General features: G+C 59.8%; 20 protein-coding genes and 1 pseudogene. 8 read left to right on the plus strand and 13 right to left on the minus strand.

Annotated elements, in window-relative coordinates; translation table 11 throughout:
* Nucleotides 1-37: 37 nt before the first annotated feature.
* Complete coding sequence (locus B9Q17_RS05320; protein WP_094624407.1) at nucleotides 38-1399, minus strand: alanine/glycine:cation symporter family protein; 1362 nt, start codon at nucleotides 1397-1399, stop codon at nucleotides 38-40.
* 198 nt (nucleotides 1400-1597) lie between these two features.
* Between B9Q17_RS05320 and B9Q17_RS05325 the strand changes: the two genes are divergently transcribed.
* Together B9Q17_RS05325 and fghA are read left to right on the plus strand one after the other, a co-directional pair.
* The gene (locus B9Q17_RS05325) at nucleotides 1598-2029 is read left to right on the plus strand and encodes a CBS domain-containing protein (RefSeq protein WP_022990545.1); all 432 of its coding nucleotides are present in this window, start codon (nucleotides 1598-1600) and stop codon (nucleotides 2027-2029) included.
* Nucleotides 2030-2058: 29 nt separating this feature from the next.
* On the plus strand, nucleotides 2059-2907 hold the full coding sequence (fghA, locus tag B9Q17_RS05330; protein ID WP_094624408.1) for an S-formylglutathione hydrolase: 849 nt from the start codon (nucleotides 2059-2061) through the stop codon (nucleotides 2905-2907).
* Nucleotides 2908-2911: 4 nt separating this feature from the next.
* On the opposite strand, the gene B9Q17_RS05335 is transcribed toward fghA, so the two are convergent.
* Genes B9Q17_RS05335 through B9Q17_RS05355 form a run of 5 tightly spaced genes read right to left on the minus strand, consistent with a single transcriptional unit; the run spans nucleotide 2912 to nucleotide 9216 of the window.
* Entirely contained in the window at nucleotides 2912-5776 is a 2865-nt protein-coding gene (locus B9Q17_RS05335) for an EAL domain-containing protein (protein WP_208618757.1), read from the minus strand.
* Nucleotides 5773-6189 carry a response regulator gene (locus tag B9Q17_RS05340; protein ID WP_094624409.1) on the minus strand — a complete coding sequence of 139 codons (417 nt, stop codon included), beginning with the start codon at nucleotides 6187-6189 and terminating at the stop codon, nucleotides 5773-5775. Before B9Q17_RS05340 ends, B9Q17_RS05335 begins: the two co-directional genes overlap by 4 nt.
* 1 nt (nucleotide 6190) lies before the next feature.
* A complete protein-coding gene (locus B9Q17_RS05345; RefSeq protein WP_094624410.1) occupies nucleotides 6191-7798 on the minus strand; it encodes a sensor histidine kinase in 1608 nt (535 codons plus the stop codon).
* Complete coding sequence (locus B9Q17_RS05350; protein ID WP_058342290.1) at nucleotides 7799-8338, minus strand: response regulator; 540 nt, start codon at nucleotides 8336-8338, stop codon at nucleotides 7799-7801.
* Nucleotides 8335-9216, minus strand: coding sequence for an ATP-binding protein (locus B9Q17_RS05355; RefSeq protein ID WP_058342291.1), 882 nt, complete (start codon nucleotides 9214-9216; stop codon nucleotides 8335-8337). The genes B9Q17_RS05350 and B9Q17_RS05355 overlap by 4 nt, the downstream gene beginning before the upstream one ends.
* Before the next feature lie 779 nt (nucleotides 9217-9995).
* Here B9Q17_RS05355 and B9Q17_RS18350 point away from each other — a divergent pair.
* Nucleotides 9996-10367, plus strand: a pseudogene (locus B9Q17_RS18350) (GGDEF domain-containing protein); the annotation flags it as partial.
* A gap of 71 nt (nucleotides 10368-10438) precedes the next feature.
* Here the strand turns inward: B9Q17_RS18350 and B9Q17_RS05365 are convergent.
* Nucleotides 10439-11833 (minus strand): MATE family efflux transporter, encoded by a 1395-nt coding sequence (locus B9Q17_RS05365; protein WP_094624553.1) that lies wholly within the window; start codon nucleotides 11831-11833, stop codon nucleotides 10439-10441.
* Between the two features lie 165 nt (nucleotides 11834-11998).
* On the opposite strand from B9Q17_RS05365, the gene B9Q17_RS05370 reads away from it, so the two are divergent.
* Nucleotides 11999-12859: a carboxylate/amino acid/amine transporter gene (locus tag B9Q17_RS05370; protein ID WP_094624411.1), complete on the plus strand. Its 861-nt coding sequence runs from the start codon at nucleotides 11999-12001 to the stop codon at nucleotides 12857-12859.
* Between the two features lie 160 nt (nucleotides 12860-13019).
* Nucleotides 13020-14414 (plus strand): sodium-dependent transporter, encoded by a 1395-nt coding sequence (locus B9Q17_RS05375; protein WP_058342293.1) that lies wholly within the window; start codon nucleotides 13020-13022, stop codon nucleotides 14412-14414.
* Between the two features lie 90 nt (nucleotides 14415-14504).
* On the opposite strand, the gene B9Q17_RS05380 is transcribed toward B9Q17_RS05375, so the two are convergent.
* From B9Q17_RS05380 to B9Q17_RS05390, 3 genes are all read right to left on the minus strand, one after another.
* Nucleotides 14505-15083, minus strand: coding sequence for a QsdR family transcriptional regulator (locus B9Q17_RS05380; protein WP_227508376.1), 579 nt, complete (start codon nucleotides 15081-15083; stop codon nucleotides 14505-14507).
* A 64-nt stretch (nucleotides 15084-15147) separates the two neighbouring features.
* Nucleotides 15148-15870, minus strand: coding sequence for a 3'-5' exonuclease (locus B9Q17_RS05385; RefSeq protein ID WP_094624412.1), 723 nt, complete (start codon nucleotides 15868-15870; stop codon nucleotides 15148-15150).
* Nucleotides 15863-17737, minus strand: coding sequence for a putative nucleotidyltransferase substrate binding domain-containing protein (locus B9Q17_RS05390; protein WP_094624413.1), 1875 nt, complete (start codon nucleotides 17735-17737; stop codon nucleotides 15863-15865). The genes B9Q17_RS05385 and B9Q17_RS05390 overlap by 8 nt, the downstream gene beginning before the upstream one ends.
* 140 nt (nucleotides 17738-17877) lie before the next feature.
* Between B9Q17_RS05390 and cobU the strand changes: the two genes are divergently transcribed.
* A complete protein-coding gene (gene cobU, locus B9Q17_RS05395) occupies nucleotides 17878-18408 on the plus strand; it encodes a bifunctional adenosylcobinamide kinase/adenosylcobinamide-phosphate guanylyltransferase (RefSeq protein WP_094624414.1) in 531 nt (176 codons plus the stop codon).
* Here cobU and B9Q17_RS05400 read toward each other — a convergent pair.
* Together B9Q17_RS05400 and cobT are read right to left on the minus strand one after the other, a co-directional pair.
* Nucleotides 18386-18991, minus strand: a complete 606-nt coding sequence (locus tag B9Q17_RS05400; RefSeq protein ID WP_094624415.1) for a histidine phosphatase family protein — start codon at nucleotides 18989-18991, stop codon at nucleotides 18386-18388. The genes cobU and B9Q17_RS05400 overlap by 23 nt on opposite strands.
* Nucleotides 18992-18995: 4 nt before the next feature.
* The gene (cobT, locus tag B9Q17_RS05405; protein ID WP_425268609.1) at nucleotides 18996-20048 is read right to left on the minus strand and encodes a nicotinate-nucleotide--dimethylbenzimidazole phosphoribosyltransferase; all 1053 of its coding nucleotides are present in this window, start codon (nucleotides 20046-20048) and stop codon (nucleotides 18996-18998) included.
* 120 nt (nucleotides 20049-20168) lie between these two features.
* Here cobT and cbiB point away from each other — a divergent pair, with 120 nt between their 5' ends.
* Entirely contained in the window at nucleotides 20169-21128 is a 960-nt protein-coding gene (gene cbiB, locus B9Q17_RS05410) for an adenosylcobinamide-phosphate synthase CbiB (RefSeq protein WP_094624417.1), read from the plus strand.
* Nucleotides 21129-21148: 20 nt separating this feature from the next.
* Nucleotides 21149-22246, plus strand: coding sequence for a threonine-phosphate decarboxylase CobD (gene cobD, locus B9Q17_RS05415; RefSeq protein WP_244177326.1), 1098 nt, complete (start codon nucleotides 21149-21151; stop codon nucleotides 22244-22246).
* On the opposite strand, the gene B9Q17_RS05420 is transcribed toward cobD, so the two are convergent.
* On the minus strand, nucleotides 22202-23407 hold the full coding sequence (locus B9Q17_RS05420; protein WP_094624419.1) for a hypothetical protein: 1206 nt from the start codon (nucleotides 23405-23407) through the stop codon (nucleotides 22202-22204). The genes cobD and B9Q17_RS05420 overlap by 45 nt on opposite strands.
* Between the last annotated feature and the right edge of the window lie 19 nt (nucleotides 23408-23426).

A 23426-nucleotide genomic window follows, 5' to 3' on the forward strand; every position in this document is an offset into this window, starting at 1 on the left:
AACACTTTGGTCACATCCTTATGACAATCCCTGGCGGTTAACGGTAACCGGCAGCCTTTTGCTTCTCGAAATATTCCCGTGTCAGCCTGAACACCACCGGGCTGAGCAGCAACAGGGCGATCAGGTTAGGCAGCGCCATCATGGCGTTCAGGGTATCTGCGACCAGCCAGATAAAGCCCAGGTTCACCGTGGCGCCCACCGGAATCGCAATGATCCACAGCACCCGGTACGGCACAATGGCTTTCACCCCGAACAGGAACTCGATGCTGCGCTCGCCGTAGAACGACCAGCCGATGATGGTGGTGAAGGCGAAGATGGCCAGTGCGATGGCGACCACATAGTTACCGAAGCCCGGCAGGCCGGTTTCAAAGGCCAGTGAGGTAAGCGCTGCACCGGTTTCACCGGAGGTCCAGGCGCCGGAGGTGATAATCACCAGGCCGGTGATGCTGCACACGATGATGGTATCGATGAAGGTGCCGAGCATGGCCACCATGCCCTGCTTTACCGGATTCTTGGTCTGGGCCGCAGCATGGGCAATGGGTGCGGAACCCAGGCCGGCTTCGTTGGAGAAAATGCCCCGGGCCACACCGAAGCGGATGGCTGCCCACACCGCGGCACCGGCAAAGCCACCCTCGGCTGCGGCAGGGCTGAAGGCGTAGCTGAAGACCATGCTGATGGCGTCCGGAATCGCGTTGGCGTTGATGGCCAGGACAATCAGGCCGATCAGCACGTAGGACACCGCCATGAACGGCACCAGCGCACTGGCGACCTGGCCGATGCGCTTGATACCACCAATCAGCACCATGCCCACCAGTACCATCAGGATAACGCCGGTTACCCAGTGCGGCAGGTTGAAGTTGGTTGCCAGCACATCAGCCACCGAGTTGGCCTGTACAGTGTTGCCGATGCCGAAGGCTGCGATCGAGGCAAAGACGGCAAACAAGACACCCAGCCAGGCCCACTTGCTGCCCAGGCCGTTACGGATGTAGTACATGGGGCCACCCACGTGATTGCCGCGCTCGTCGACCTCCCGGAAGCGAACCGCCAGTACGGCTTCGGAATACTTGGTGGCCATACCCACCAGGGCGGTCAGCCACATCCAGAACAGCGCACCCGGGCCGCCGAGGAAGACCGCCGTGGCCACGCCGGCAATGTTGCCGGTGCCCACAGTGGCAGACAGCGCCGTCATCAGGGCCTGGAACGGCGGAATGTCACCGTCGTCGTCATCGCCCCTGGCCCGGCCGCTCCACATCAGCCGGAAGCCGGCACCGAGTTTCATGATCGGCATCAGTTTCAGGCCGATACTCAGGAACAGGCCGACGCCCAGAATCATGACCAGCATGGGCAGGCCCCAAACCAGCCCGTTGATATCATTAACAAAATTTGAAATGGCTTCCATGGAGACTCCCGGTTTTTGCCACGGATTTATTATGTTTTTTGGCCTTGTTCAGGCATAACTCATTGAGTTTAGTCGACTATTTTTTCATGTAAACCGTTTTTACTGCCGTGGTTTCCTATTTGCGGGCGAATTGCCTATGTTTAGGGTAACCGGAATCGCTTTCCGGCCAGTTGAATCTGACACCGAGGGGAGCAGTTGATGCGCTCACTGAAGATTTCCGAAGTCATGTGGAACCATATTGAACCCATCCGCTGTGGCACACCGCTGCCACGGGTGGTGAAGGCGCTGCTTGAGAACCACGTTTCCGGGCTGCCGGTAGTGGACGACCAGCGCCATGTACTGGGCTTTGTGTCGGAGCAGGACTGCATTCATGCACTGCTGGTGAGTAACTACCATGGCGAAGGCGAGCCCATGGTGGACGACGTGATGTTCCATAACCCGCTGACGGTATCCCCGGATATGTCGGTGGTAGACCTGGCCCAGAACCTGGGTGCCGGTAAACCGAAAGTGTATCCGGTGGTTGATCATGGGAAACTGGTGGGTATTGTTACCCGTACAGCCATCCTGTCCCAGCTGGCAAAGGCAGGTTACACCATGGAGAAATCCCGCTTTGCCAGTGCCGAGGACTGAGGCACCCATTCAACAGAATCAGGACTGCTATGGAACTGTTATCGACCAACGTCTGTTTTGACGGCGAACACCGCCGCTATCGCCATACCTCGGCCACGCTGCAGTGCGCGATGGAATTTGCGGTTTTCCTGCCTCCGGCGGTACTGGGCACCAATGGCAAGCCGGTACCGGTGCTGTACTGGCTCTCGGGGCTGACCTGCACCGACCAGAACTTCATGCAGAAAGCCGGCGCCCAGAAGCTGGCGGCCAGGCTCGGCCTGGCGATTGTCTGCCCGGACACCAGCCCACGGGGCCTGAACCTGCCGGGTGAAGACGACAGCTACGACTTCGGCTCCGGAGCCGGCTTCTATGTGAACGCGACCGAGCAGCCCTGGGCTCCCCATTATCGCATGTACGATTACGTGGTGAAGGAATTGCCGCAGCTGGTGGAAAGCGAACTGCCATTGAGTGGTGAGCGGGCTGTCAGCGGGCATTCCATGGGCGGCCACGGTGCGCTGATTTGTGCCCTGAAGAATCCGGGTTTCTACAAATCCGTGTCGGCGTTCGCGCCCATCGCCAACCCGATGGCCTGCCCCTGGGGTCAGAAAGCCTTTACCGGTTACCTGGGGTCAGACCAGGGCCGCTGGGAAGAGTGGGATGCCACCCGGCTGATTCCGGGGGCTGAGGAGCGCTTGCCCCTGTTGATTGACCAGGGCACCGCCGATGAATTCCTGGAGCAGCAGCTGAATCCGGAAGCGCTGGCGGATGCCTGCGAGAAGCACCAGCACCACATCAATCTGCGCATGCACCGGGGCTACGACCACAGCTACTTCTTTATCGCCTCGTTCATTGATGACCACCTGAACCACCACGCCCGGGCATTGGGCCTGGTGGCCTGACGCATCAGGCCTGCGGTTGCATATTGGCGTGGTATTTGAACGCCTGCCGGATATGCTCCCGCAGCTGTTTTTCGTCCCAGGGCTTGGTCAGGAACTTGTAGATTGCGCCCTGGTTGATGGCCTCGGTGACGGATTTCAGGTCGGTGTAGCCGGACAGCACAATGCGCACGGTGTGCGGATGAATGGCTTTCACCTGGCTGAGAAACTCGGTGCCGGACATTTCCGGCATGCGCTGGTCTGAAATGATCACCTGTACTTCGTTTTCCGCCAGCAGGGTGAAGGCTTCGCTGATGTTGGTGGATGACAGAATCCGGTAGCCATCCCGGCGCAGGGTCCGGGTCAGGGCCTTGATGATGTTCACCTCATCGTCCAGCAGCAGGACGGTTTTCTGCTCTTCCTCTGCATTATCACTGCCGCCGGCCCCGCGATGTCCGTGCAGGTTCATATATTCGGTCAGCTGCTCGAACGGCATGGGCCGCGAGAAGGCATAGCCCTGCAGCAGGTCACACTGGTTGCGGCGCAGGAAGTTGGCCTGGGCCTCGGTTTCCACCCCTTCAGCCACCACTTCCAGCGACAGGTGGTGGGCCATGGAAATGACGCCCCGGGTGATGGCGGCATCACTCCGGTTCTTGATGACTTCCTTGATGAACGAGTTGTCGATCTTGATCCGGTTGGCCGGCATCTGCTTGATGTAGGTCAGGCTCGAGAAACCGGTGCCGAAATCATCAATCGAGATCTGTACACCCAGCTCCCGGAGTTTGTGGAGTGTGTCGACCACCTGGCTGGTGTCATTGATGACCGCAGACTCCACCATCTCCAGGTCCAGCGCCTGGGCTGGCAGGCCAGATTCGCCCAGGGCCCGTTTGACCGTCGCCAGAAAATCGGTTTTCCGGATCTGTACCGGCGAGATATTCACACCCACCGAACAGTCCCGGAAGCCGGCGGCATGGAGTTTGACCATATCCCGGCAAGCCTGGTCCAGCACCCATTCACCCAGGGCAATAATTTGCCCGGTTTCCTCAGCCAGCGGTACGAAGTCTGCCGGCGATACCAGGCCAAGCTCCGGGTGTTCCCAGCGCACCAGCGCTTCCACCGAGCGGGCCTGGCCGGTGCGGGAGTCGATCATCGGTTGGTAGTAGAGCGTCAGGGCATGGTTGTCGATGGCATCCTGCAGCTGGTTGCGCAGCTTGACCCGGTAACTGGCCTGGGAGTTCATGGCTTCTTCAAACCACTGCCAGGTGTTGCGGCCCAGTTGCTTGGCCTGGTACATGGCCAGGTCCGCCTGCTGGATCAGTTCAGCGGAACTGCTGATGTTGCCGTCGGTTTCGGTCATGCCGATGCTGGCGGTCAGGTGCAGGGTAACGTCGCCAATCCGGTAAGGGTTGGCCAGGGTGCTCATTACCTGTTCCACCACCAGCTGGGCATCGCTGCCGTGGGTCAGCCCCGACAGCGCGACGACAAATTCGTCGCCACTGACCCGCGCCACGGTGTCGCCTGAGCGCACCAGTTCTTTCAGGCGGCGGGCCACTTCGATCAGGATCTGGTCGCCGATGCGGTGGCCGAGGGAATCATTGATCAGCTTGAAGCCGTCCAGGTCAATGAACAGTACACCCACATGGCGGTTGTAGCGCCGGGCAAACTGGCAGGCCTGGGTCAGCCGGTCTTCCAGCAGGGTGCGGTTGGGCAGCTGGGTGAGCACATCGTGGCTGGAGTTGTAGGCCAGCTGGTGTTCGATGGATTTGCGCTCGGAAATGTCGTTCTGTACGCCCACGTAATGGGTGATTTCATTGCGCTCATTGCGGATCGGCGACAGGTACAGGTCGTTCCAGAACGGAGTGCCGTCTTTGCGGTAGTTGCGCAGCATAACCGAAACTTCTTCGCCATCGGCCAGGCCCCGGTGGATAGTCTCCAGCGCCTGCATGTTGCTGTCATCGGGTGGATCGCCCTGCAGGAACCGGCAGTTGCGGCCCAGTACTTCGGCGGCGGTGTAGCCGGTGATGCGCTCGAAGGTGGGGTTTACGTACACCAGTGGCATGTCAGCGGCACGGGCATCGGCCACCACCATGCCGTTGGAGCTGGTTTCAATGCAGCGTTGCAGCAGTTTCAGCTGCCGGGTGTTTTCGATCTGGGCGGTTTTGTCGGTCAGGGTGAACAGGGCCAGTTCGTGGTGGCCAATGGTGATGTTCTGGCTGGCCACTTCCACAATCAGCTTTCGGCCATCCCTGGTGCGGTGGCATTCCAGCCCAGCCCCCGCTTGCAGCACTGTGCCGTCGCCATCCGGCGCGCCGGTCAGGGATTTATCGGCCAGGTCGGCAATGTTCAGGCCTGCGACTTCCTCCAGCACCACGCCATAGAGCGTGCGTGCCGCTTCGTTCATGGCATTCATGCGGCCGCTGCCCGGCGCTGCCAGGCACATGGGCGTGGGGTTATTCTCGAACAGCAGCCGGTACTGGGCTTCGCTGCTGGCCAGATCTTCGGTGGCGACAGCACGGTCGATGGCATAGCGAATGCTGCGCAACAGGGCATGGCCATCGATACGGCCCTTGACCAGGTAATCGGCGGCCCCCAGTTCAACGGCCCGGGCATCCAGCTCTTCATCGCCCTGGCCGGTCAGCAGGATAAACGGGGTGGTGATGCCTTCGTTCTTCGCCTGCTGGATCAGGTCAAGGCCGGAATCCGGCCCAAGGCGCAGGTCAACCAGGGCCACATCAAAGCTTTCCCGGTGCAGGGCGGCCAGGCCATCGTCCAGGCAGTTGTGCCAGGTCAGCCGGGTTTTGCCCGGGCTGGCTTCAGCCAGCAGGTCTTCGGTAATCAGGTAGTCGTCTTCGTCGTCCTCGATCAGCAATACGCGCAACATCGGGTCGGTCATGGTGATTCCCACCAGGTTTCCAGGGCTTTTACGATTTCGATCAGTTCGGTGTAACTGGACGGCTTAACCAGATAGTCGTTGGCCCCCTGGGCCAGGCAGAAGGCCCGGTCTTCATCGTTTCTGGATGTGGTCAGGATGACCGTTGGCAGCTGTTGCAGGGCGGGTTCCGAGCGGATTTCCACCAGCGATTGCCGGCCGTCTTTCAGGGGCATGTTCAGGTCGAGCAGCAACAGGTCCGGCAGTGGCCCGGGGCCTTCTTCACCAAGCAACAGCGCCATCAGCTCCACGCCGTCGGAGACAAACCGCAACTGGCAGTGCTCGCAGGTTTCCTCGAAGGCATCCTGCAGCATCAGCTGGTCGTCCGGATCGTCTTCGGCGATCAGGATTACCGGGGGGCGGTTGTCGCTGGTCATATCAGGCCGCTCCCTGACCGGTGCGCAAGCGGATACGGAAGGTGGTGCCGGTGCCGGGCTGGCTGTTCAGGCTGACCGATGCTCCGTGGCGATCGAGGATTTTCTTCACAATCGCCATGCCGATTCCGGTGCCCGGGTAGCCTTCTTTCTGGTGCAACCGCTGGAACGGGTGGAACAGTTTTTCCGCATAGCGTTCGTCGAAGCCGATGCCGTTGTCGCTGACCACCAGGGTCCAGGCATCGTTCGTGATGTCCTCGGCCCGCACCTGAACCACCGGAGGTCGGTCCGGTGCGTGGAACTTGATGGCGTTACTGAGCAGGTTTTGCAACACCTGCCGCAACTGCATGGCGTCGCCCCAGGTTGCCGGCAGTGTTTCGGCGTCTACCTTGCCCTGGGCCCGGCCGATGCTGGTTTCCATATCCACCAGCACTTCGCTGAGGATTTCGTTGGTGTTGCAGGCCACCATGGGCTTGGCCCGGGTGGTTACCCGCGAATAGGACAGCAGGTCTTCAATCAGTGCCTGCATGCGCCCAGCAGCCGACTGCATGCGCCGCAGATAGTCTTTTTCCCGCTCGCCCAGGTCTTCGGAACGGGCAATCAGGCGGTCCGAGAATGCCTGTATCTTGCGCAGGGGTTCCTGCAGGTCGTGGGAGGCCACGAAGGCGAAGTCCTGCAGCTCCCGGTTGCTGCGCTCCAGTTCCTTCATGGTTTCTTCCAGCTGTTCCATGGCCTTGCGCAGGGCCGTGGTGTCACGGGCCACCACGTAGATCAGGTCGTCGGCACTGAGAATGGCGTTGATGTCGACCCAGTGGATGCCGCCCTGCCGGTTGAGGATACGAACCTCCAGGTCTTTGATTTCCGCGCCTTCGCCCAGTGCCCATACGGCTTCCTGGACCGCTTCCCGGTCGTCTTCGTGGATCAGGTCAAGGTAGGAGGTACCCAGCAGTTCATCCCGGGTGTAGCCCAGGGTGTCGACAAAGTGGGCGTTCAGCTCGAAGAAATAACTGTTCAGGTCGATGATGCAGAACATGTCGGGTGACAGCGAGAAGAACTGTTCCCGTTCCTGGGTGAGGATTTCGGCCACCAGTTCGTTGCTGATGTCCCGGCCTACGCAGAACAGGATCTGGTCTTCCGGAGACCACTCGGCAATCCAGGCAATCGTGATGACCTGGCCGTTGCGGTGGTTCAGCCGGGCCCGGAACTCGATGGCTTTGTCGTGTTCGCCAGAGATCAGCCTGGCCATTTCATCTTCGGTGCTGGCCCGGTCTTCCGGCACCAGTAGCTGGCGGTAGGGCTGGCCCTGAAGCTCTTCGGGGCTGTAGCCAAGAATGGTGAGACAGGCCGGGCTGATCTGCAAAAAGGTCCCATCGGCACTGATGGAGCAGAGAATATCCCGGGAGAACTCCAGGAAGCGCTCGTTGATGTAGCGCAGCGCCCGTTCCTGCTCCAGGTGGTAGTTGAGGGTGTTATTGAGCTCTTCCAGCGACGCCGAACGCTGCCGGGCCTGGTTCCAGAACCGGTAGCTGGCAATGGCCAGGGCCACCACCAGTATCGACGCGCTGACAACGAGCAGAATCAGCCAGGGGCTGAAGCCGGAGGAAACCGCCATTCAGTCGGAAGACCCCGCATCGTCGTCCAGCAGTACCGAACCATCGGCATCCCGGCGCACCCGGGTAATGCCGGGGTTGTCGGCCTCCAGGCGCAGCAGCTCTTCTTCCCGGGCCTTGATCATGGCCCGCTGGGCGTCGTTTTCCTTGCGCAGGCGCTGGTTTTCTTTTTGCAGGCTATAGAGTTCTACCGCGGAACTGATCGCAGCGACCACTTCATGGTCGTCCCAGGGCTTGGTCAGGTATCGGAAGACTTCCGCCTGGTTGATGGCCTTGACCATGGATTCGCTGTCGCCATGGCCACTGAGTACCAGGCGGATGGCGCCCGGTTGCTTCTGCTTGGCAAATTTCAGGTAGGTGACACCATCGGCCATGGGCATCTTGTAGTCTGACAGGATGACCGCGTACTCGTGTTGCAGAAGGGCTTCGAGGGCTTCTTCAACATCGCTGAAGGCGTCGACCTGCCAGTCCTGCCGGCGCAACAGGCGGCGCAAGCTGTTGAGGACGTTCGGCTCGTCGTCGACCAGCTGGATTCTGATCATGCAGGGTTCTCCGTATCCTGGTTCTGCTGTGTGTGCTGGAGCGGTTCCGGTTGTGTTACCGGTAGTGTAATCCGGAATCGGGTGCCCTGCCCGGGCTCGCTGTGTACCTCGATCTCGCCATTGTGCTTCTTGATGATGTTGAAGGACAGCGACAGCCCCAGCCCGGTGCCCTTGCCGATGCCCTTGGTGGTGAAGAACGGCTCGAAAATGCGGTTCAGGTGCTCGCTGGCAATACCCTTTCCGGTGTCTTCCACTTCCAGGGTAACGCTATCACCCTGGTGCCGGGTACGGATGGTGATCTTGCCAAAATCCTCGATGGCGTGGGCCGCGTTAACCAGCAGGTTCATGATCACCTGGTTGATCTGGGAGGCAATGCACTCCACGTGGGGCAGCTCTCCGAAATCCCGGACAACCTCGGCTTTGTATTTGAGCTCGTTGTTCACCACGTTCAGGGTGGTTTCAATACCCCGGTGCAGGTCGGCCTGCTTGAACTCTTCTTCCTCGATGTGGGAGAAGTCCTTCATCGCCGAGATGATGGTTTTTACCCGTTCGATACCCTCGCGGGATTCGCTCAGCAGGTCTTTCAGGTCTTCCCGCAGGTAGTTGTAATCGATGTTGTGGCGAATCTGGCGCAGATCCTCCAGCGATGCCGCGGTGTCGATGGCATCGGTCAGCCGGAACAGGTCGTTCAGGTAGTTTTCCAGGGTTTGCAGGTTGGAATAGACGTAGCCCACCGGGTTGTTGATCTCGTGGGCAACCCCCGCGGCCAGCTGGCCGATGGCCGCCAGCTTTTCCGATTGCAGCAGTTGTTTGTTGGCCTGCTCCAGTCGGGCATTGAGTGCGTCCTGGCCGGTGTCGGTGGGTTCCTTGTCGGTCATTTGGGTGCCTGCCTGCGGGTTGGTTGGATAAACAATATCTGGATTGCATCCAGTATAGATTCACTGCCCCGGTTTTTGCGTAACGTTTGGTTTCCGGAGTTCACGCCAAGTTATTAATTCTTCGTGAGATACGTGGTTGTTCAGGTAGAAATTTGTTAAGAATCGTTGTCGCGCGGCGACCGCTCAATTAGCTTGCGCTATTCTTGAATCCCAAATAAGACTTTTGTCGGATCCGGTTCCGCATGCTGCATCGTTTGAAGAACGATTTTCGCCTGTCCATCATTACCCTGCTCGGCGCCAGTGCCGTGCTGGGGATTACGCCGTTTGCCGTGCTTCGATTCCTGCAGGGCAACACCATGGCCGGCCTGCTCGATACGGTGATCCTTGCGGGTATTTCCTTCGGAGTGATTTACAGCTGGCTGACCGGCAACACCCGGGTGGGCGGCATGGTGCTGGCCCTGGTGGCCTGCGGCGGTGCGGTATCGGTTGGCTATGTGGTGGGCGAGCCGGGCCTGTTCTGGTTGTATCCCTGCCTGGTGACCACCTTCTTCCTGGTGGCACCGAAGATTGCCATTGTGCTGAACATTGCCTCGGTGCTGGTGCTGATGTCGTTCGGAGAGGCCTTCAGCTCCCAGGTGCAGATGTGGTCCTTTGCCTCCACCGCAGTTGTCGTCAGTGCCTGTGCCTATGTGTTCGCTTACCGGAACAAGAACCAGCGGGTGCGCCTGGAACACCTGGCCACCATTGACCCCCTCACTGGGGTGAAGAACCGCCGTTCGATGGACGAAGCGCTGGACCTGGCGGCCGCCAACGCCGAGCAGACCGGGCAGTCCTACGCGCTGGTGCTGCTGGACCTGGATCATTTCAAAACCATCAACGACGACTATGGCCACGGTGTCGGCGACAGTGTGCTGACCGAGCTGGTAGCGCTGATCGAACACAATACCCGCAAGTCAGACCAGTTGTTCCGCTATGGCGGCGAGGAGTTCGTCCTGCTGCTGCCGGGTGTGGATGGCGTGGGGCTGCAGTCGGTAATGACCAACCTGCAGCAGTTGTTGCGCCGGCGGCTGAAGCACCCGGGCGGGGCGGTCACGGCTTCCTTCGGTGTGGCATTGCTGGGCCATGGCGAAAGTGTGGCCAGCTGGCTGCGGCGTGCCGACAACGCCTTGTATGAAGCCAAGGAATCCGGCCGCGACCGGATTGTCTATGCAGACGCGCTGGCTCAGGCCGGTTCCGGTGCCGGCCGGTACCGGAACAGCCGCCAGCCCAGCAGCAAGCTGGCGGAGGTCAGCCCCGCAGTTAATCCCACCCAGAATCCGGCCGCTCCCAGCGCCGGCAGCAATGCGTCTGTAAAGGTCAGAAAGTAACCCAGCGGCAAGCCGATTCCCCAGAACGAGAACAGCATGATAAACATGGGGATGCGGGTGTCCTTGTAACCCCTGAGTGCGCTGATGCAGGTGACCTGTATGACGTCCGCAATCTGGAACATGGCGGCAAAGGTCAGCAACCGGACAGTGACCGCCTGTACCTCGGCATCACTGGAATACAGCGCTGCAATCGGCCCGGAAAACACATACAGGGCGCTGGCGAAGATCAGGGCGATGGCCGAGGCCAGGATCAGCGAGCTTCGGGAAATCAGCCAGGCAGTGTCCGGGGCCCGTGCGCCGATCAGAAAACTGACTCGCAGGGTCAGCGCCATTCCGATACTCAGCGGCAGCATGAACAACAGTGACACCACGTTCAGGGCAATCTGGTGCCCTGCCACCACAACCGGCCCCAGCGGAGCCAGGAACAACGCAATAACCGAAAACATGCTGGCTTCTACGAAAATGGTAAAGCCGATCGGCACACCAATGCGCAGAATGTAACGGATGCCCTGCCAGTTCGGTTTCACCCAGTCTGCCAGTATATGGAAGGCCCGGAAGGTCTTGCTGTAATTCAGGTATACCAGCAGGGCGATGGCCGCCGTTCCGTTCGACAAGGAGGTGGCCCAGCCACAACCCACGCCCCCCATGGCCGGCAGGCCGAGCTTTCCGTAGATGAAAATGTAGTTCAGGGGCAGGTTGATCAGGGTACTGAGCACCGAAAATGCCATGATCACCCGGGTGTGCCCGAGCCCGTCCGTCAGGCCTCGCAGGGCGTTCATCAGCAGCATGGCGGGAATGCCCCAGGCGAAGGCATCCAGGTAGCCCTGGGTTATGCCGGCAGTGGTGGGCTCCATCTTCAGCATCGACAGCACCGGCTGTACGTTGGTCAGCAACAGCACCATCACTACGGTGCCGGCCAGGGCAATGTACAGTCCCTGCCAGGTAGCCGGCATGATCTTGCCGGTGGTGCGGGCACCGTTGTAGCCGGAGATGATTGGTTGCAGCGCGCCGAGCAGGCCCATGAAAAACAGGAACAGCGGCATCCACAGGCTGCTGCCGATGCCGACACCGGCCAGGTCTTCGGCACTGGCGTGGCCGGCCATCACGGTATCGATGACACCATTGGCCATCTGGGCCAGCTGGGCAATTAGGATGGGGCCGCCCAGAATGGCCAGGGTTTTCCATTCAGTAAGGGTGCGGCTGACCAGTGGTTGCCGGGTTTCTGGTAACGGTTGGTGGTTTTCGTCCATGGTGTTCCGGGTTTCTGTGCAGAGCGTATAGGGGGCCTTGGGCCGGCTGAAGATCATACCCTATCGCCGGTGTTGGTTCTTATAGGGACAAGCACGCCTTCAGAAACTGCAATTGCCGGAAGAAATCAGTAAAGTAGCAGCCCGGATTTTTGCAGGTGGCGCGCGATGAAACTGTTGGTTCTGGTTACGATTCTCTGGGCGTTCTCGTTCAGCCTGATTGGTGAATTCCTGGCTGGCCGGGTAGACAGCGACTTTGCGGTGCTCAGCCGGGTGTTGCTGGCAGCTCTGGTATTCCTGCCCCTGACCCGCTGGCGCGGTGTTCCCGGAGGCATGAAGCTGGGCATCATGGCCACCGGTATGCTGCAGTTCGGTATCACCTACCTGTGCCTGTACCGCTCGTTCAGTTACCTGACGGTGCCGGAAGTGCTGTTGTTCACCATCTTCACTCCGCTGTATGTCACCCTGCTGGACGATGCCATGTACCGCCGGTTTTCCCCGGTGGCCCTGCTGGCTGCGGCCATCGCCACCCTGGGCGCCGGCATTATCCGCTACGACGGCCTGAGCGAAGACTACATCACCGGTTTCCTGTTGTTGCAGGTGGCCAATTTCACCTTTGCCGCCGGCCAGGTGGGCTACAAACACGTGATGCAGCGTTACCCGCTGGAGCTGCCGGGCTATCGCACTTTCGGTTATTTCTTCTTTGGCGCGCTGGTCATCGCCCTGCCGTCGTTCCTGGTGTTCGGTAATCCGGACAAGCTGCCGGCTACCGGCTTGCAGTGGGGCATTCTGGCCTGGCTTGGCCTGGCGGCTTCCGGTCTGGGGCTGTATTTGTGGAACCGGGGCGGTTGCCAGGTGGATGCCGGCACCCTGGCGATCATGAACAATGCCCTGGTGCCGGCCGGCTTGCTGGTTAACCTGTTGATCTGGAACCGGGATGCGGACCTCGGGCGGCTTGCGCTCGGCGGCCTGGTGATTGCGTTCTCGCTGTGGGTGAACAACCGGTTTCGGCGGCAGGCCCTGGCCTGATCCCCTGGCCGGGGGCCGGCCGTAAACAACTGAACAACATTTCAACACTGGCATCATTTGGCCAGTGCTGGCAGAATCCGGCCCCAATTGCCCCAGCACTCAGGCTCGGCGCACTCACAATCCGTAATTTCCTAAAGCCAAAAGCACAGGAAGAAAACTCATGACTCAGTCCAACTCCGCAGCTGACAGCGGTACCGGGGCTCGCGGACTCTGGTCTTCCAGACTCGCGTTTATTCTGGCAGCAACCGGTTCTGCTGTCGGCCTTGGTAACGTGTGGAAGTTTCCCTACGTAACCGGTGAAAACGGCGGCGGCGCGTTCGTTCTCGTGTACCTGCTCTGTATCTTCATCATCGGTATTCCCATCATGATGGCCGAGGTGTTTATCGGCCGGAATGGTCGCCACAACCCGATCACCAGTTTCCGGCTGGTGGCAGAGCGCAACCTGGCGTCTCCGGGTTGGCGTATTTCTGCCATCATCGGTATGTTCGCGGCCTTTATCATTCTGTCGTTCTACTCCGTCATCGGCGGCTGGGCGGCTTCCTACATCGGCCACGCGGCCATGGGTGACTTCACCGGTGGTACGGCTGACTCGGTAGGCGCCTTGTTCGGTGATTTGCTGAGTAACCCCGGCCTGTTGCTGTTCTGGCACACCGTCTTTATGGCGCTGGTTATCCTGGTGGTAGCCCGTGGCCTGAAGGGTGGCCTGGAGCGTGCTGCGACCATCCTGATGCCGGCACTGCTGGTGTTGCTGCTGGTAGTGGTGGGCTATGCCACCACCACCGGTCATTTCGGCGAAGCGGTCAGCTTCCTGTTTACCCCGGATTTCAGCGCCCTGACCATTGACGGCGTCCTGGTTGCCCTGGGCCATGCGTTCTTCACCCTGAGCCTGGGTATGGCCATCATGATGGCCTACGGCTCCTATCTCGGTAACGATGTGAAGATTGGCCGCACGGCTGTCAGTGTTGCCATCCTGGATACCGTGGTTGCCTTGCTGGCGGGCCTGGCCATTTTCCCGGTGGTATTCGCCAACGGCCTGGAAGCCGGTGCCGGCCCCGGCCTGATCTTCCAGACCCTGCCGCTGGCGTTCGGCAACATGCCCATGGGCAGCCTGTTTGGCGCGCTGTTCTTTATCCTGCTGTTGTTTGCCGCCTGGACCTCCGGTATTTCCCTGCTGGAGCCGGTGGTTGAGTGGGTTGAAGAGAAAACCAGCCTGGGCCGCACCGGCAGTGCCATTGTCGCCGGCGGTGCTTGCTGGGCGCTGGGTATTGCCTCGATCCTGTCACTGAACGTGTGGTCCGGTGTGACCCCGCTGGGCATGTTCGCAGCCTTTGAAGGCAAGACCATCTTCGACCTGCTGGACTACTTTACTGCCAATATCATGCTGCCGCTGTCCGGTATGCTGACGGCCGTGTTTGTGGGCTGGTTCGTGGCGAAGGAGTCTCTGAAGAGCGACCTGGCCATGGACGGTGGTGCCTTTGCCCTTTGGCACAACCTGCTGCGCTACGTGACTCCGGTAGCCGTGGCAATCGTGTTTGTCTACAACCTGATTGGTTGATCCGGCGCGGCCGTTCTGGCCGCTGTCACACCATAAAAAACCGGCGCTGGAAACAGTGCCGGTTTTTTTATGCCTGGGATTGATTGGGCCCTACACCTTGCCGCCCAGCAGGATACGTACCGCTGTACAGGCATCTTCGAGTTCTTCGTCCCGGGGTTCCCGGCCACCGATGATGTCGCTGTACAGGCAGGATTCGGCGATGCGCACCATGAAGTAGGACAGGCTCTGTATGTTCATGGGCGGGCTCAGGTGCCCGGCGCGTACTTCATCCTTGAGTAAGCGGGTATTCACTTCCACCGTGCGGGCGTGCAGGGTGGAATGGGATGACGTGAGCATCTTGAGCGCGTATTCCGGATCCTGGTGCAGGAATTTCCGCAGTGGCGAAAAGTGCAGGATGGTCATGTTGATGTGACGGAACACGCCAACTACATAGTCGACGCCATGGCCGGGGGTAATGGCACGGGCTTCTTTGTAGAGAGGTTCGTACAGGGACCAGAGAATCTCACCAATCAGCAGGTCCCGGTTGCCCACCCAGCGGAACAGGGTGGCGCGGCCTATGTGCAGGTCATCGGCCAGGGCCGCCAGGCTGATCTTTTCCCCTTTCAGCCACATTCTTCGGGCGCGTTTGAAGGCGTCCAGAGGCGTAGGTTTGGTGATGGTGTCGGTCACTGTGGTCTCTTTGGCTGATTTGCCCTTTATTCTAGCGATTGGCGCCTGCAGGGGCTATGGGTCCTTATACCCACAGGTCGCCAATGGGCGTATCCGGGCCGAAGTGGTGCAGTACCTGGGCCTGGAACAGTTCGGCGGTGGCGATGGCGTCGATCAGCGCATTGTGGCCGGCGTAGTGGGGCAGGCCGTAGCGGATCCGGCTGTCGGGCAGGCGGATGGAGATGGGCTTTTTGCCCATCAGTTGCTGCCACCGGCCGGGGTTTCGTTTGGGGTGCAGGTAGGCTTCGATGGCCATAGTGTCGATGACCGGGAAGAGCAGCTGTTCTTTCAGGCGCCATTGCAGGGCCATGTTCAGGAACGGCCGCTCTATGTTGCGGTAGTGCACCACGGGTATGCGGCCCTTGAGGTGCTGGAACAGGGTGTCGAGCACCTCGGCAAGGTCCGGGGCGTGTTCAATTTCGCTGTGGGTGATGCCGTGAATCGTAACGGTGTCCTGCTCCAGCGGCAGCTGCGGGCGGACGATCTGGTGCCAGGCCTCGCCGAGTTGTATGCCGCCCAGGGTAAAAGGCACCAGGCCGATGCTGACAATGGAGTGCTTGTTGACGTCCAGGCCGGTGGTTTCGAAGTCCAAGGCGACCAGCGGAACGTCGCGCACGGGGGTGGTGGCATCCGGGCAGCCGGCGTTGTAAAAGTCGCGAATCCGCGTGTCCTTTGCCTGTTCCGCCCCCTGGCGGTAGGTTTCTGGCCAGTTCCGGTTACTGTTGCTGCTTTCGATGGCGTTAGACATTCCGCGTGGCTCCGGCGTTGTAGCGGAAGCGCAGGAATTTCTGGGCATTGCTGACCACCTGGAAGGCGTCTTTCAGGTGGCTGCGTTCGAACGGCGACAGGTCTTCGGGGCGCACGTTATTGTCCGGTTCCCGGCCCTCTTCAATGGCCAGCGCCTGGTGGCGGATGCGGACAATCGAGATGAATTCCAGGGCATCGCGCAGGTTGCCGGCATCGTCATCCATCAGCAGCTTGGTGTTGGCTACGTCCTTCAGGCGCTCGAAGGAGTTCTGGGAGCGGCTACCACTGGCCAGCGCGTGTACCCGGATAAGGTCAGACAGCGGCGCGGTGCCCCGGCGTTTCAGGTTAAAGGTTTTCTGGTGCTTGCCGTCTTCTTCCAGCACAAAGGTGCGGAAGAAACCCAGGGGCGGTGTGCGGTTCAGGGCATTCCTGGCCAGGAACGTGAGGAAGCGCTGACTTCCTCCGGCCTTTTCCACAATCAGGGTTTTCAGCTGCTCGGCAAAGTCGGTTTCGCCGTAGATGCCGTCCAGGTCGAAGAAGATGTTGCTGTTGAGCAGGGCTTCGGCCTTGGGGTTATCGATCCAGTCAGTGAAATAGTCTTTCCAGACCCTCAGCGGTTGCCGCCATTTCGGGTTGGTGGCCATGATGTCGCCGGTACAGTAGGTGTAGCCGCACTCGGCCAGGCCGTCGGAGACGAACTTGGCCAGGGCCAGGAAGTAGTCGTCGTGTTCTTCCGGAATGAAACTGTCGTCCAGGATCATGGCGTTGTCCTGGTCTGTGACTACCAGCTGCTCGTCCCGGGCCATGGAACCCAGCGCCATGAAACAGTAGGGCACCGGTGGCGGGCCGAGCTTTTCTTCGCCCAGTTCGAGTAACCGCTGGCTGAAACTGCGGCCGATTCCGGCCATGGCACTGCCGATCATGTGGGAGTTGGCGTCTTCGTTGACCATGCGCACGAAGCTGTCGCGCACTTCACGGCTGATTTTCTTCAGGCCTTTGACGTCGTTCTGGTGGTAGATGTTACTCACCAGGTACAGGCTGCTCTGGCTTTCGTATTTGACGATATCAGACAGCGCGATCACGCCGCGCACTTCGTCGCCTTCCATCACCGGCAGGTGGTGCACGTTGTTGTGGAGCATGGTGAGCATGGCTTCGAAGATGAAGGAGCGGGCGCTGATGGTGATCAGCCCTTCCGACATGATGTCGCTGATCGGGGTTTCCGAGGCCAGGGCATGGGTAACCGCACGGGTACGTAGATCCCGGTCGGTGATGATGCCCTGCAATTTCGGGCGTTCGCCGCTTTCATCCATCAACAGCAGCGCCGATACGCCATTGTCTGTCATGATTCTGGCGGCTTCCTGCAGGCGAACGGTGGTCGGAGCGGAAACCGGTTCCCGGGATATCAGGCGGGTAACCTTGGCGGTCATCAGTTCGTTGGATTTCTCTCTACGCGAAACCGCCGAACGCAGTCGGCTGCGGTCTTCAATCTCAACAAAGTCTGCAAAGTTTTCGTCGGTTTCCCACAGATGCTGAAAGGTGGTATCCGGAATCTTGTAGATCAGGCAATCTTCGATGGCTTTGGCGGGGAACCGGACTTTCTTGTTCATCATCAATCCGAACTGGCCAAAGATTTCGCCCTCGCCCACGCGGTTGTACAGCTCACCGGAGCGGCGGAAAATCTCCACGGCGCCGCTGCGGATATAGTGGAGCCAATGATTGGTCTGGCCGAGTTCAAGTATCTGGGTGCCGGCGCGGTAGTAGACCACCTCAATACCGCTGACAACTCGTTCAAGAAGTTCTTCAGGCATGTCATTGAACGGGGGGTATTGGGCAATGTGGTTGCGGATGTCCAACAGTTCGGCCTGCATGGGCTCTCCAGAGTGACTGAGTCTTGATTAAATGTTTGCGGTTGGCTGACCGGTTATTCCAGAGTCTGGCCAAACTATAGCAGTTGTCTGTCCGGTTGGTGTACCTTGGCGACGGAATGTGGCGGGCTGGAGAAAGGTTTATGGTCAACAAGTTACTGGTAACCGGCGGGATTCGCTCCGGTAAGACCGGGCTGGCTGAGCAGAGGGCCAAAGCGGCCGGTAACGACGTGGTTTATGTGGCGACCGCCACTGCAGGCGATGATGAAATGGCACTGCGTATCCAGCGTCACCAGCAGCTGCGTCCCGATCACTGGCAGCTGGTTGAGGAGCCGCTGCGCCTGGGCCGGGTATTGTCAGTGTATGCCAGCGGTCTGGGAGAGCCACCGTTGCTGTTGGTGGACTGTATGAGCCTGTGGCTGAGCAATCTGTTGTTTGCCGACGGCTCCTTGTTCCAGCCCGAGCGGGCGGCCTTTCTGGAGGCGGTTGAGGCCTATCCCGGCCCTCTGGTGATTGTGACCAACGAAGTGGGGCTCGGAACCATCGGCATGGACCCGCTTACCCGCCGTTTTGCCGACGAGCTGGGCTGGCTCAATCAGGCCCTGGCCCAGCGTTGTGATGAGGTGGTGATGGCCGTGGCGGGTTTACCAATTACCCTAAAGGCTGGTGGCTGATCAGGCTGCGGAACACACCGAATTCGGACTGGTCCACCTGTATCCGGCTGCGGCAGGCGTAAGGGACGGCGAAGCCGGTGAATGATTTCTCCAGCGGAATGCCCAACACGTTGGCCAGCACCATGCGAATAACGCCTCCGTGGCAGACCACCAAGACCCGTTTGCCGGCTAGGGTTTGCTGCCACCGATCAAAACCATCGATGGTGCGCTGGTAGAAATCCGTCACAGCTTCACCGCCGGGGGGGAAGAAGTTGATGGGGTCCTGCCAGAAGTGGTTGAGGTGATCCCCATAACGCTCCTGGATCTGCTCTGCGGTCAACCCTTCCCACTCACCGAAGCCGATCTCCCGAAGATCTTCTTCGATGTGCAGTGGAATCCTGTGTTCCTCGGCTAGTTGCTGGGCGAAGCGTCGGCACCGTTGCATGGGTGAACTGACGATGGCGTCCCACCGATCACCCTCGGCGATGGCAGCTATCATCTGTTGCCACCCGGTGTCGCTCAAAGGGTCGTCTTTACTGCCCCGGAACATCTGGCCACCTTCCGGTTCGCCGTGGCGTATCAGGTCGATTACTGTGGTGGTCATGGGGTTAGTCTCCCGCTTTGCCGCTGACACCGGCGTCGGTAAAGCTGGCCATCCGGTTATGCAGGGCGCAGGCGGCGCGCAGCAGGGGGACGGCAACGGCCGCGCCACTGCCTTCGCCCAGGCGCATACCAAGATCCAGCAGGGGCGAGGCATCGAGTGACTCCAGCACGGAATTGTGGCCGGGTTCGGCCGAGCGGTGTGCAAACAGAAGCCACTCGCGCACCCCTGGCTGTTGATGCACAGCCACCAGCGCGGCGACAGAGACGATAAAACCATCCACCAGCACCGGGATCCGGCGTGCGGCGCAGCCCATTATGGCGCCCGTCAGTGCGGCTATTTCAAAGCCTCCCAAAGAGGCCAGTACCGTCAGCGGATCCCGGTCGGGACCATGTCGGTGCAAGGCCTTCTCAACAATGCGGGCCTTGCGGGCAACGCCTTCGGAGTTCAGCCCCGTACCCGGGCCAACCAGAGCAGCGGGCTGCTGGCCCAGCAGGACGCAGGCCAGTGCTGCAGCACTGGTGGTGTTGCCGATGCCCATGTCGCCACCAATAAACAGGCGGCAGCCAGCGTTTACGGCACGCCTGGCGGCATCGTCGCCACTGTATAACGCGGATTCAACCTGGCGCGAGGACATGGCCGGTGATTTTGCCATGTTGGCCGTAGAGGGGGCGATAATCTGGTGTATGACGCCGGGTAATTCCGGTACTTCGCCAACCGTACCCAGGTTAACCACTTCCAGGCTGGCACCGAGTTCCTCGGCCATCACGCTGATGGCGGCGCCACCGCTGGCAAAGTTGGCGATCATCTGGGCGGTGACTGCCTGCGGAAATGCTGAAACACCTTCGGCGCAAACTCCGTGATCACCGGCAAACACCACCATTCGCACCGGATCAACGCTGGGTTTGTCACTGCCGTTCAGGCCCGCCAGGTTGATGGCGAGCTTTTCCAGTTGCCCGAGAGAGCCGGGTGGCTTGGTGAGTACCTGCTGGCGTTCGGCGGCAAGCGCGGTGTGCTGAACCGAGGGCCTTGGGGGTGACTTCAACCAACTGTCGGGCAGTGCCATGGCGATGGGTCCTTGTGGGCGGAAAACCGAGGATGGTCTAACCGGGAGGCAAGACTGTCAAGTTCAGTGATCGGTCGGTTAGACTTGCCGGCACTTGATTTACGGAGATCGGCTTTGGATACGTTTGTGGTTGCAGCGCTGGTGTGCGGTGCCGCGGTTTTGGTGGATTGGCTCTTGGGTGAGCCCCGGCGATGGCATCCGCTGGTGGGTTTCGGCCGGTGGGCATCCCTGTTGGAGCAACGCCTGAATGATCAGCCGTCATTCCCGACGCAAAGCCTTTTGCGGGGGTTGCTGGCGACCCTGGTAGCGGTCATGCCAGCCGTCGTGCTGGCAATTCTGCTGCAATTCCTGCTGGAGGGCTGGCTGTGGCTGCTCACTCAGGTGGCCGTTGTCTGGCTTGCCATTTCATTACGGGGGCTGGCGGAGCATGGTCGGGCGGTGTCGACTGCGTTGGCGTCCGGGGATGGCGCCCGGGCCCGGCTGGCGGTTGGCCAAATTGTCAGCCGCGACGCTGCAGCGCTGACCGACGAAGGCGTTGCCGCCGCCGCTTCGGAATCCATGCTGGAAAATGGCGCGGATGCGGTGTTTTCAAGCTTGTTCTGGTATCTGGTCGCTGGCTTGCCCGGACTGGTTTTGCACCGGCTGGTGAACACGCTGGATGCCATGTGGGGCTACCGGACACCACGATATCTGTATTTCGGGCGCTGCGCCGCCATGCTCGATGATGCTATGAACTGGGCCCCTGCCCGGCTAACTGCCTTGACCTATGCGTTGCTTGGCAACACCCGGTTGGCACTGCAATGCTGGCGTGAGCAGTCAAAAGCGTGGGACAGCCCTAATGCTGGCCCGGTGATGGCTGCAGGCGCTGGCGCACTGGGGGTCACTCTGGGCGGCCCGGCGCCTTATGCCGTTGGCATCAAACAGCGACCGGTGCTGGGTAGTGGGCCGGGTGCCTCGGCGCAAACCGTAGAGGGCGCGATTTCATTAGTCCAGCGCGGTGTCATGCTATGGCTGTTGGTGTTGTTAGCCGCGGCCGCAAGTCTGAATGTGTTCTGGCTGGGAGGTATCGGGTGACAGTGTTCGATGGTCCCGAATTGCCGGAGCATGGAGGCCGATTGAACGCAGCGGCTGATCGCTGGGGCATTCCCAGTGAGCAATGGCTCGATCTCTCCACCGGTATTAATCCTGTGCCTTGGCCGGTTCCGGCAATTCCGGCAGAGGTATGGCAACGGCTGCCGGAGCCTGAGGATGGTCTGGAAGAGATTATCCGTATCTGGGCCGGGGCACCGGAGCATGCCTGCTGCCTGCCCGTAGCGGGTTCCCAGGCGGCGATCATGGCCCTGCCAGCGGTTCGTGCCCGGATGCATGGTTTTGGCCGGGTGGCTGTGCCCATGCCCGGTTATCGTGAGCATGGTCATGCCTGGCGGCGAGCGGGTTTCGACGTGGTGGCGATTCCTGAGCAGGCGACAATGCAAGCGGAGCTGGCGTGGCTGGACTCTGTGGATGTGGTGGTATGGATACAGCCGAATAATCCGACCGGGCAGCTGATCCCCGTTGAACAGTTGCTGGTTTGGCGGGAACGTCTGCGAGCGCGGCAAGGTTGGCTAATAGTTGATGAGGCCTTTTTGCCGGCTTGTGACCAACAGAGCCTGATAGCTGCGGGGGCCCTGAAAGGACTGATCGTCCTCAAGTCCATGGGCAAGTTCTTCGGTCTTGCGGGGCTTCGTGCAGGCGCTGTGATAGCTGAGGCAGAGACAGGCAGAGCTTTGAGATCTGAGCTGGGCCCCTGGCCCGTGAGCGGACCAGCGCGCTATATGATGGCGGAAATGCTTCAGGATAGAGCCTGGCAGCAGCAGACAAGGGATCTGCTTGAACACCAGAGCCAACGATTGGGGGAGCTGTTGTCTGAGTTAGGACTTGGTCTCAGTGACGGCACGATTCTGTTCCGTTATCTGAGACACGCCAGGGCTAAGGACTTTCACCGCGAACTGGCGCAGAAGGGTATTCTGGTGAGGTTGTTCGAGAATCCCCTTGCAATCAGAGTCGGACTTCCGGGCACTGAGCAGGAATGGCAAAGACTGGAACAGGCGTTAGAGCGCCTGGTCGGGCACTGGGCGGGCGGCCACCAAAGCCGCCCGCTGTCGAGGTCAAGGATTGGCGACCACCGTGCCGAAGCTGATCGCGATGGGTAGCAGCGAGGTTTCAATGAAATCGGCCTGACTGTTGTCGGAAGGGTCGATGACCCGCACGCCCGGATTCGACAGAGTGGCATCTGCCAACCACAGGCGGCCTTCAGGACTCAGTTCGATATCTCGGAAGTCCATTCCGGTCAGATTGTTGACCGTAGCCAGGGAGGTTGCGCCCTCGGACGGATTGAAGGACTGTAGTGAGATGCTCTGCCAGCCCGCGTAGTTCAGTATGTAACCTTCAGTCGGGCTGATGATGACGACATCATTGATCTGAGTGTCAATGTCGGCGTCTGGAATCATTGAGGAAACCTGATAGGTTTCAGGGTCAACGACATCTAGGCTTGTGCCCTCAAAGGGCGCGGAAAAGCTTCCCAGGTTGGTGATGACCAGCCCGATGCCATCAACGTGCTGGATGTTGGAAGGGTTCCGGCCAATGAGAGGGATGCCTTTCATTGTGTCAGTAGCACTGGCATTGGTCTCGATTTCTGTGTCTGTTGTGGTATCAAAAACCGCAACGTATCCGTCATTGGTGGGGCTGTAATTGCTATCGAGCCGTTGCATGGTGATAAACAGTTTGCCGTTGACGACAGCACCCGCTGACATCTGAACTACATCGCCCTGACTGTCTGTGTCTGTGGGTACATAGTCGCTCAGATCCAGGGTTTTGCCGGTGAAAAAGTCCTCAGCCCGGTTGGCGGAAGGGTTTACAACCCATGCCTCGTTTTTTCCGTAGCGGAGCAGGTAGGCTTTGGACTCGTTTACGAAAACGAGCTGATATGGGTTGGCACTGCCCTGTTCGCCGCTCTCAAGTGTGCTTGCCTCCCAGACTTCCTTGCCAGGGTTTTCAATGTCGACTTTCAATACCTGATCGCCGTTGAACTTCCTGATCAGGTAGTAATGCTGCCCATAGCCATTAACGGTAATGTCAGAAATCCCGCTGAAGTATCCCCCGGGGGCCTGCATGCCCGTTTCTTCGATTGCCACTAGCTCCACCTCACCGGAAGTGTAGTCGTCCGCTGCGGTCGCAATAATCCCGAAGTTTTCGGTGATCACTGGGTCCTGTGTTGAAGATGAGGAATCGCCACCACAACCGGTCAGACCGATGGTCAGTGCGAGCGCTGCAAGGGTGTTTGTGCGCAGTGAGAAAAATTCCGGTTGGTTCATGGTATTGCCCTTGTAATGG

The sequence above is a fragment of the Marinobacter vinifirmus genome (assembly GCF_002258215.1).
In the GTDB taxonomy this organism is placed as follows: Bacteria; Pseudomonadota; Gammaproteobacteria; order Pseudomonadales; family Oleiphilaceae; genus Marinobacter; species Marinobacter vinifirmus.

Coding starts and splice junctions, on each gene's coding strand:
- B9Q17_RS05320 (WP_094624407.1), bottom strand. CDS start 1,399: ATGGAAGCCATTTCAAATTTTGTTAATGATATCAACGGGCTGGTTTGG.
- B9Q17_RS05325 (WP_022990545.1), top strand. CDS start 1,598: ATGCGCTCACTGAAGATTTCCGAAGTCATGTGGAACCATATTGAACCC.
- fghA (WP_094624408.1), top strand. CDS start 2,059: ATGGAACTGTTATCGACCAACGTCTGTTTTGACGGCGAACACCGCCGC.
- B9Q17_RS05335 (WP_208618757.1), bottom strand. CDS start 5,776: ATGACCGACCCGATGTTGCGCGTATTGCTGATCGAGGACGACGAAGAC.
- B9Q17_RS05340 (WP_094624409.1), bottom strand. CDS start 6,189: ATGACCAGCGACAACCGCCCCCCGGTAATCCTGATCGCCGAAGACGAT.
- B9Q17_RS05345 (WP_094624410.1), bottom strand. CDS start 7,798: ATGGCGGTTTCCTCCGGCTTCAGCCCCTGGCTGATTCTGCTCGTTGTC.
- B9Q17_RS05350 (WP_058342290.1), bottom strand. CDS start 8,338: ATGATCAGAATCCAGCTGGTCGACGACGAGCCGAACGTCCTCAACAGC.
- B9Q17_RS05355 (WP_058342291.1), bottom strand. CDS start 9,216: ATGACCGACAAGGAACCCACCGACACCGGCCAGGACGCACTCAATGCC.
- B9Q17_RS05365 (WP_094624553.1), bottom strand. CDS start 11,833: ATGGACGAAAACCACCAACCGTTACCAGAAACCCGGCAACCACTGGTC.
- B9Q17_RS05370 (WP_094624411.1), top strand. CDS start 11,999: ATGAAACTGTTGGTTCTGGTTACGATTCTCTGGGCGTTCTCGTTCAGC.
- B9Q17_RS05375 (WP_058342293.1), top strand. CDS start 13,020: ATGACTCAGTCCAACTCCGCAGCTGACAGCGGTACCGGGGCTCGCGGA.
- B9Q17_RS05385 (WP_094624412.1), bottom strand. CDS start 15,870: ATGTCTAACGCCATCGAAAGCAGCAACAGTAACCGGAACTGGCCAGAA.
- B9Q17_RS05390 (WP_094624413.1), bottom strand. CDS start 17,737: ATGCAGGCCGAACTGTTGGACATCCGCAACCACATTGCCCAATACCCC.
- cobU (WP_094624414.1), top strand. CDS start 17,878: ATGGTCAACAAGTTACTGGTAACCGGCGGGATTCGCTCCGGTAAGACC.
- B9Q17_RS05400 (WP_094624415.1), bottom strand. CDS start 18,991: ATGACCACCACAGTAATCGACCTGATACGCCACGGCGAACCGGAAGGT.
- B9Q17_RS05420 (WP_094624419.1), bottom strand. CDS start 23,407: ATGAACCAACCGGAATTTTTCTCACTGCGCACAAACACCCTTGCAGCG.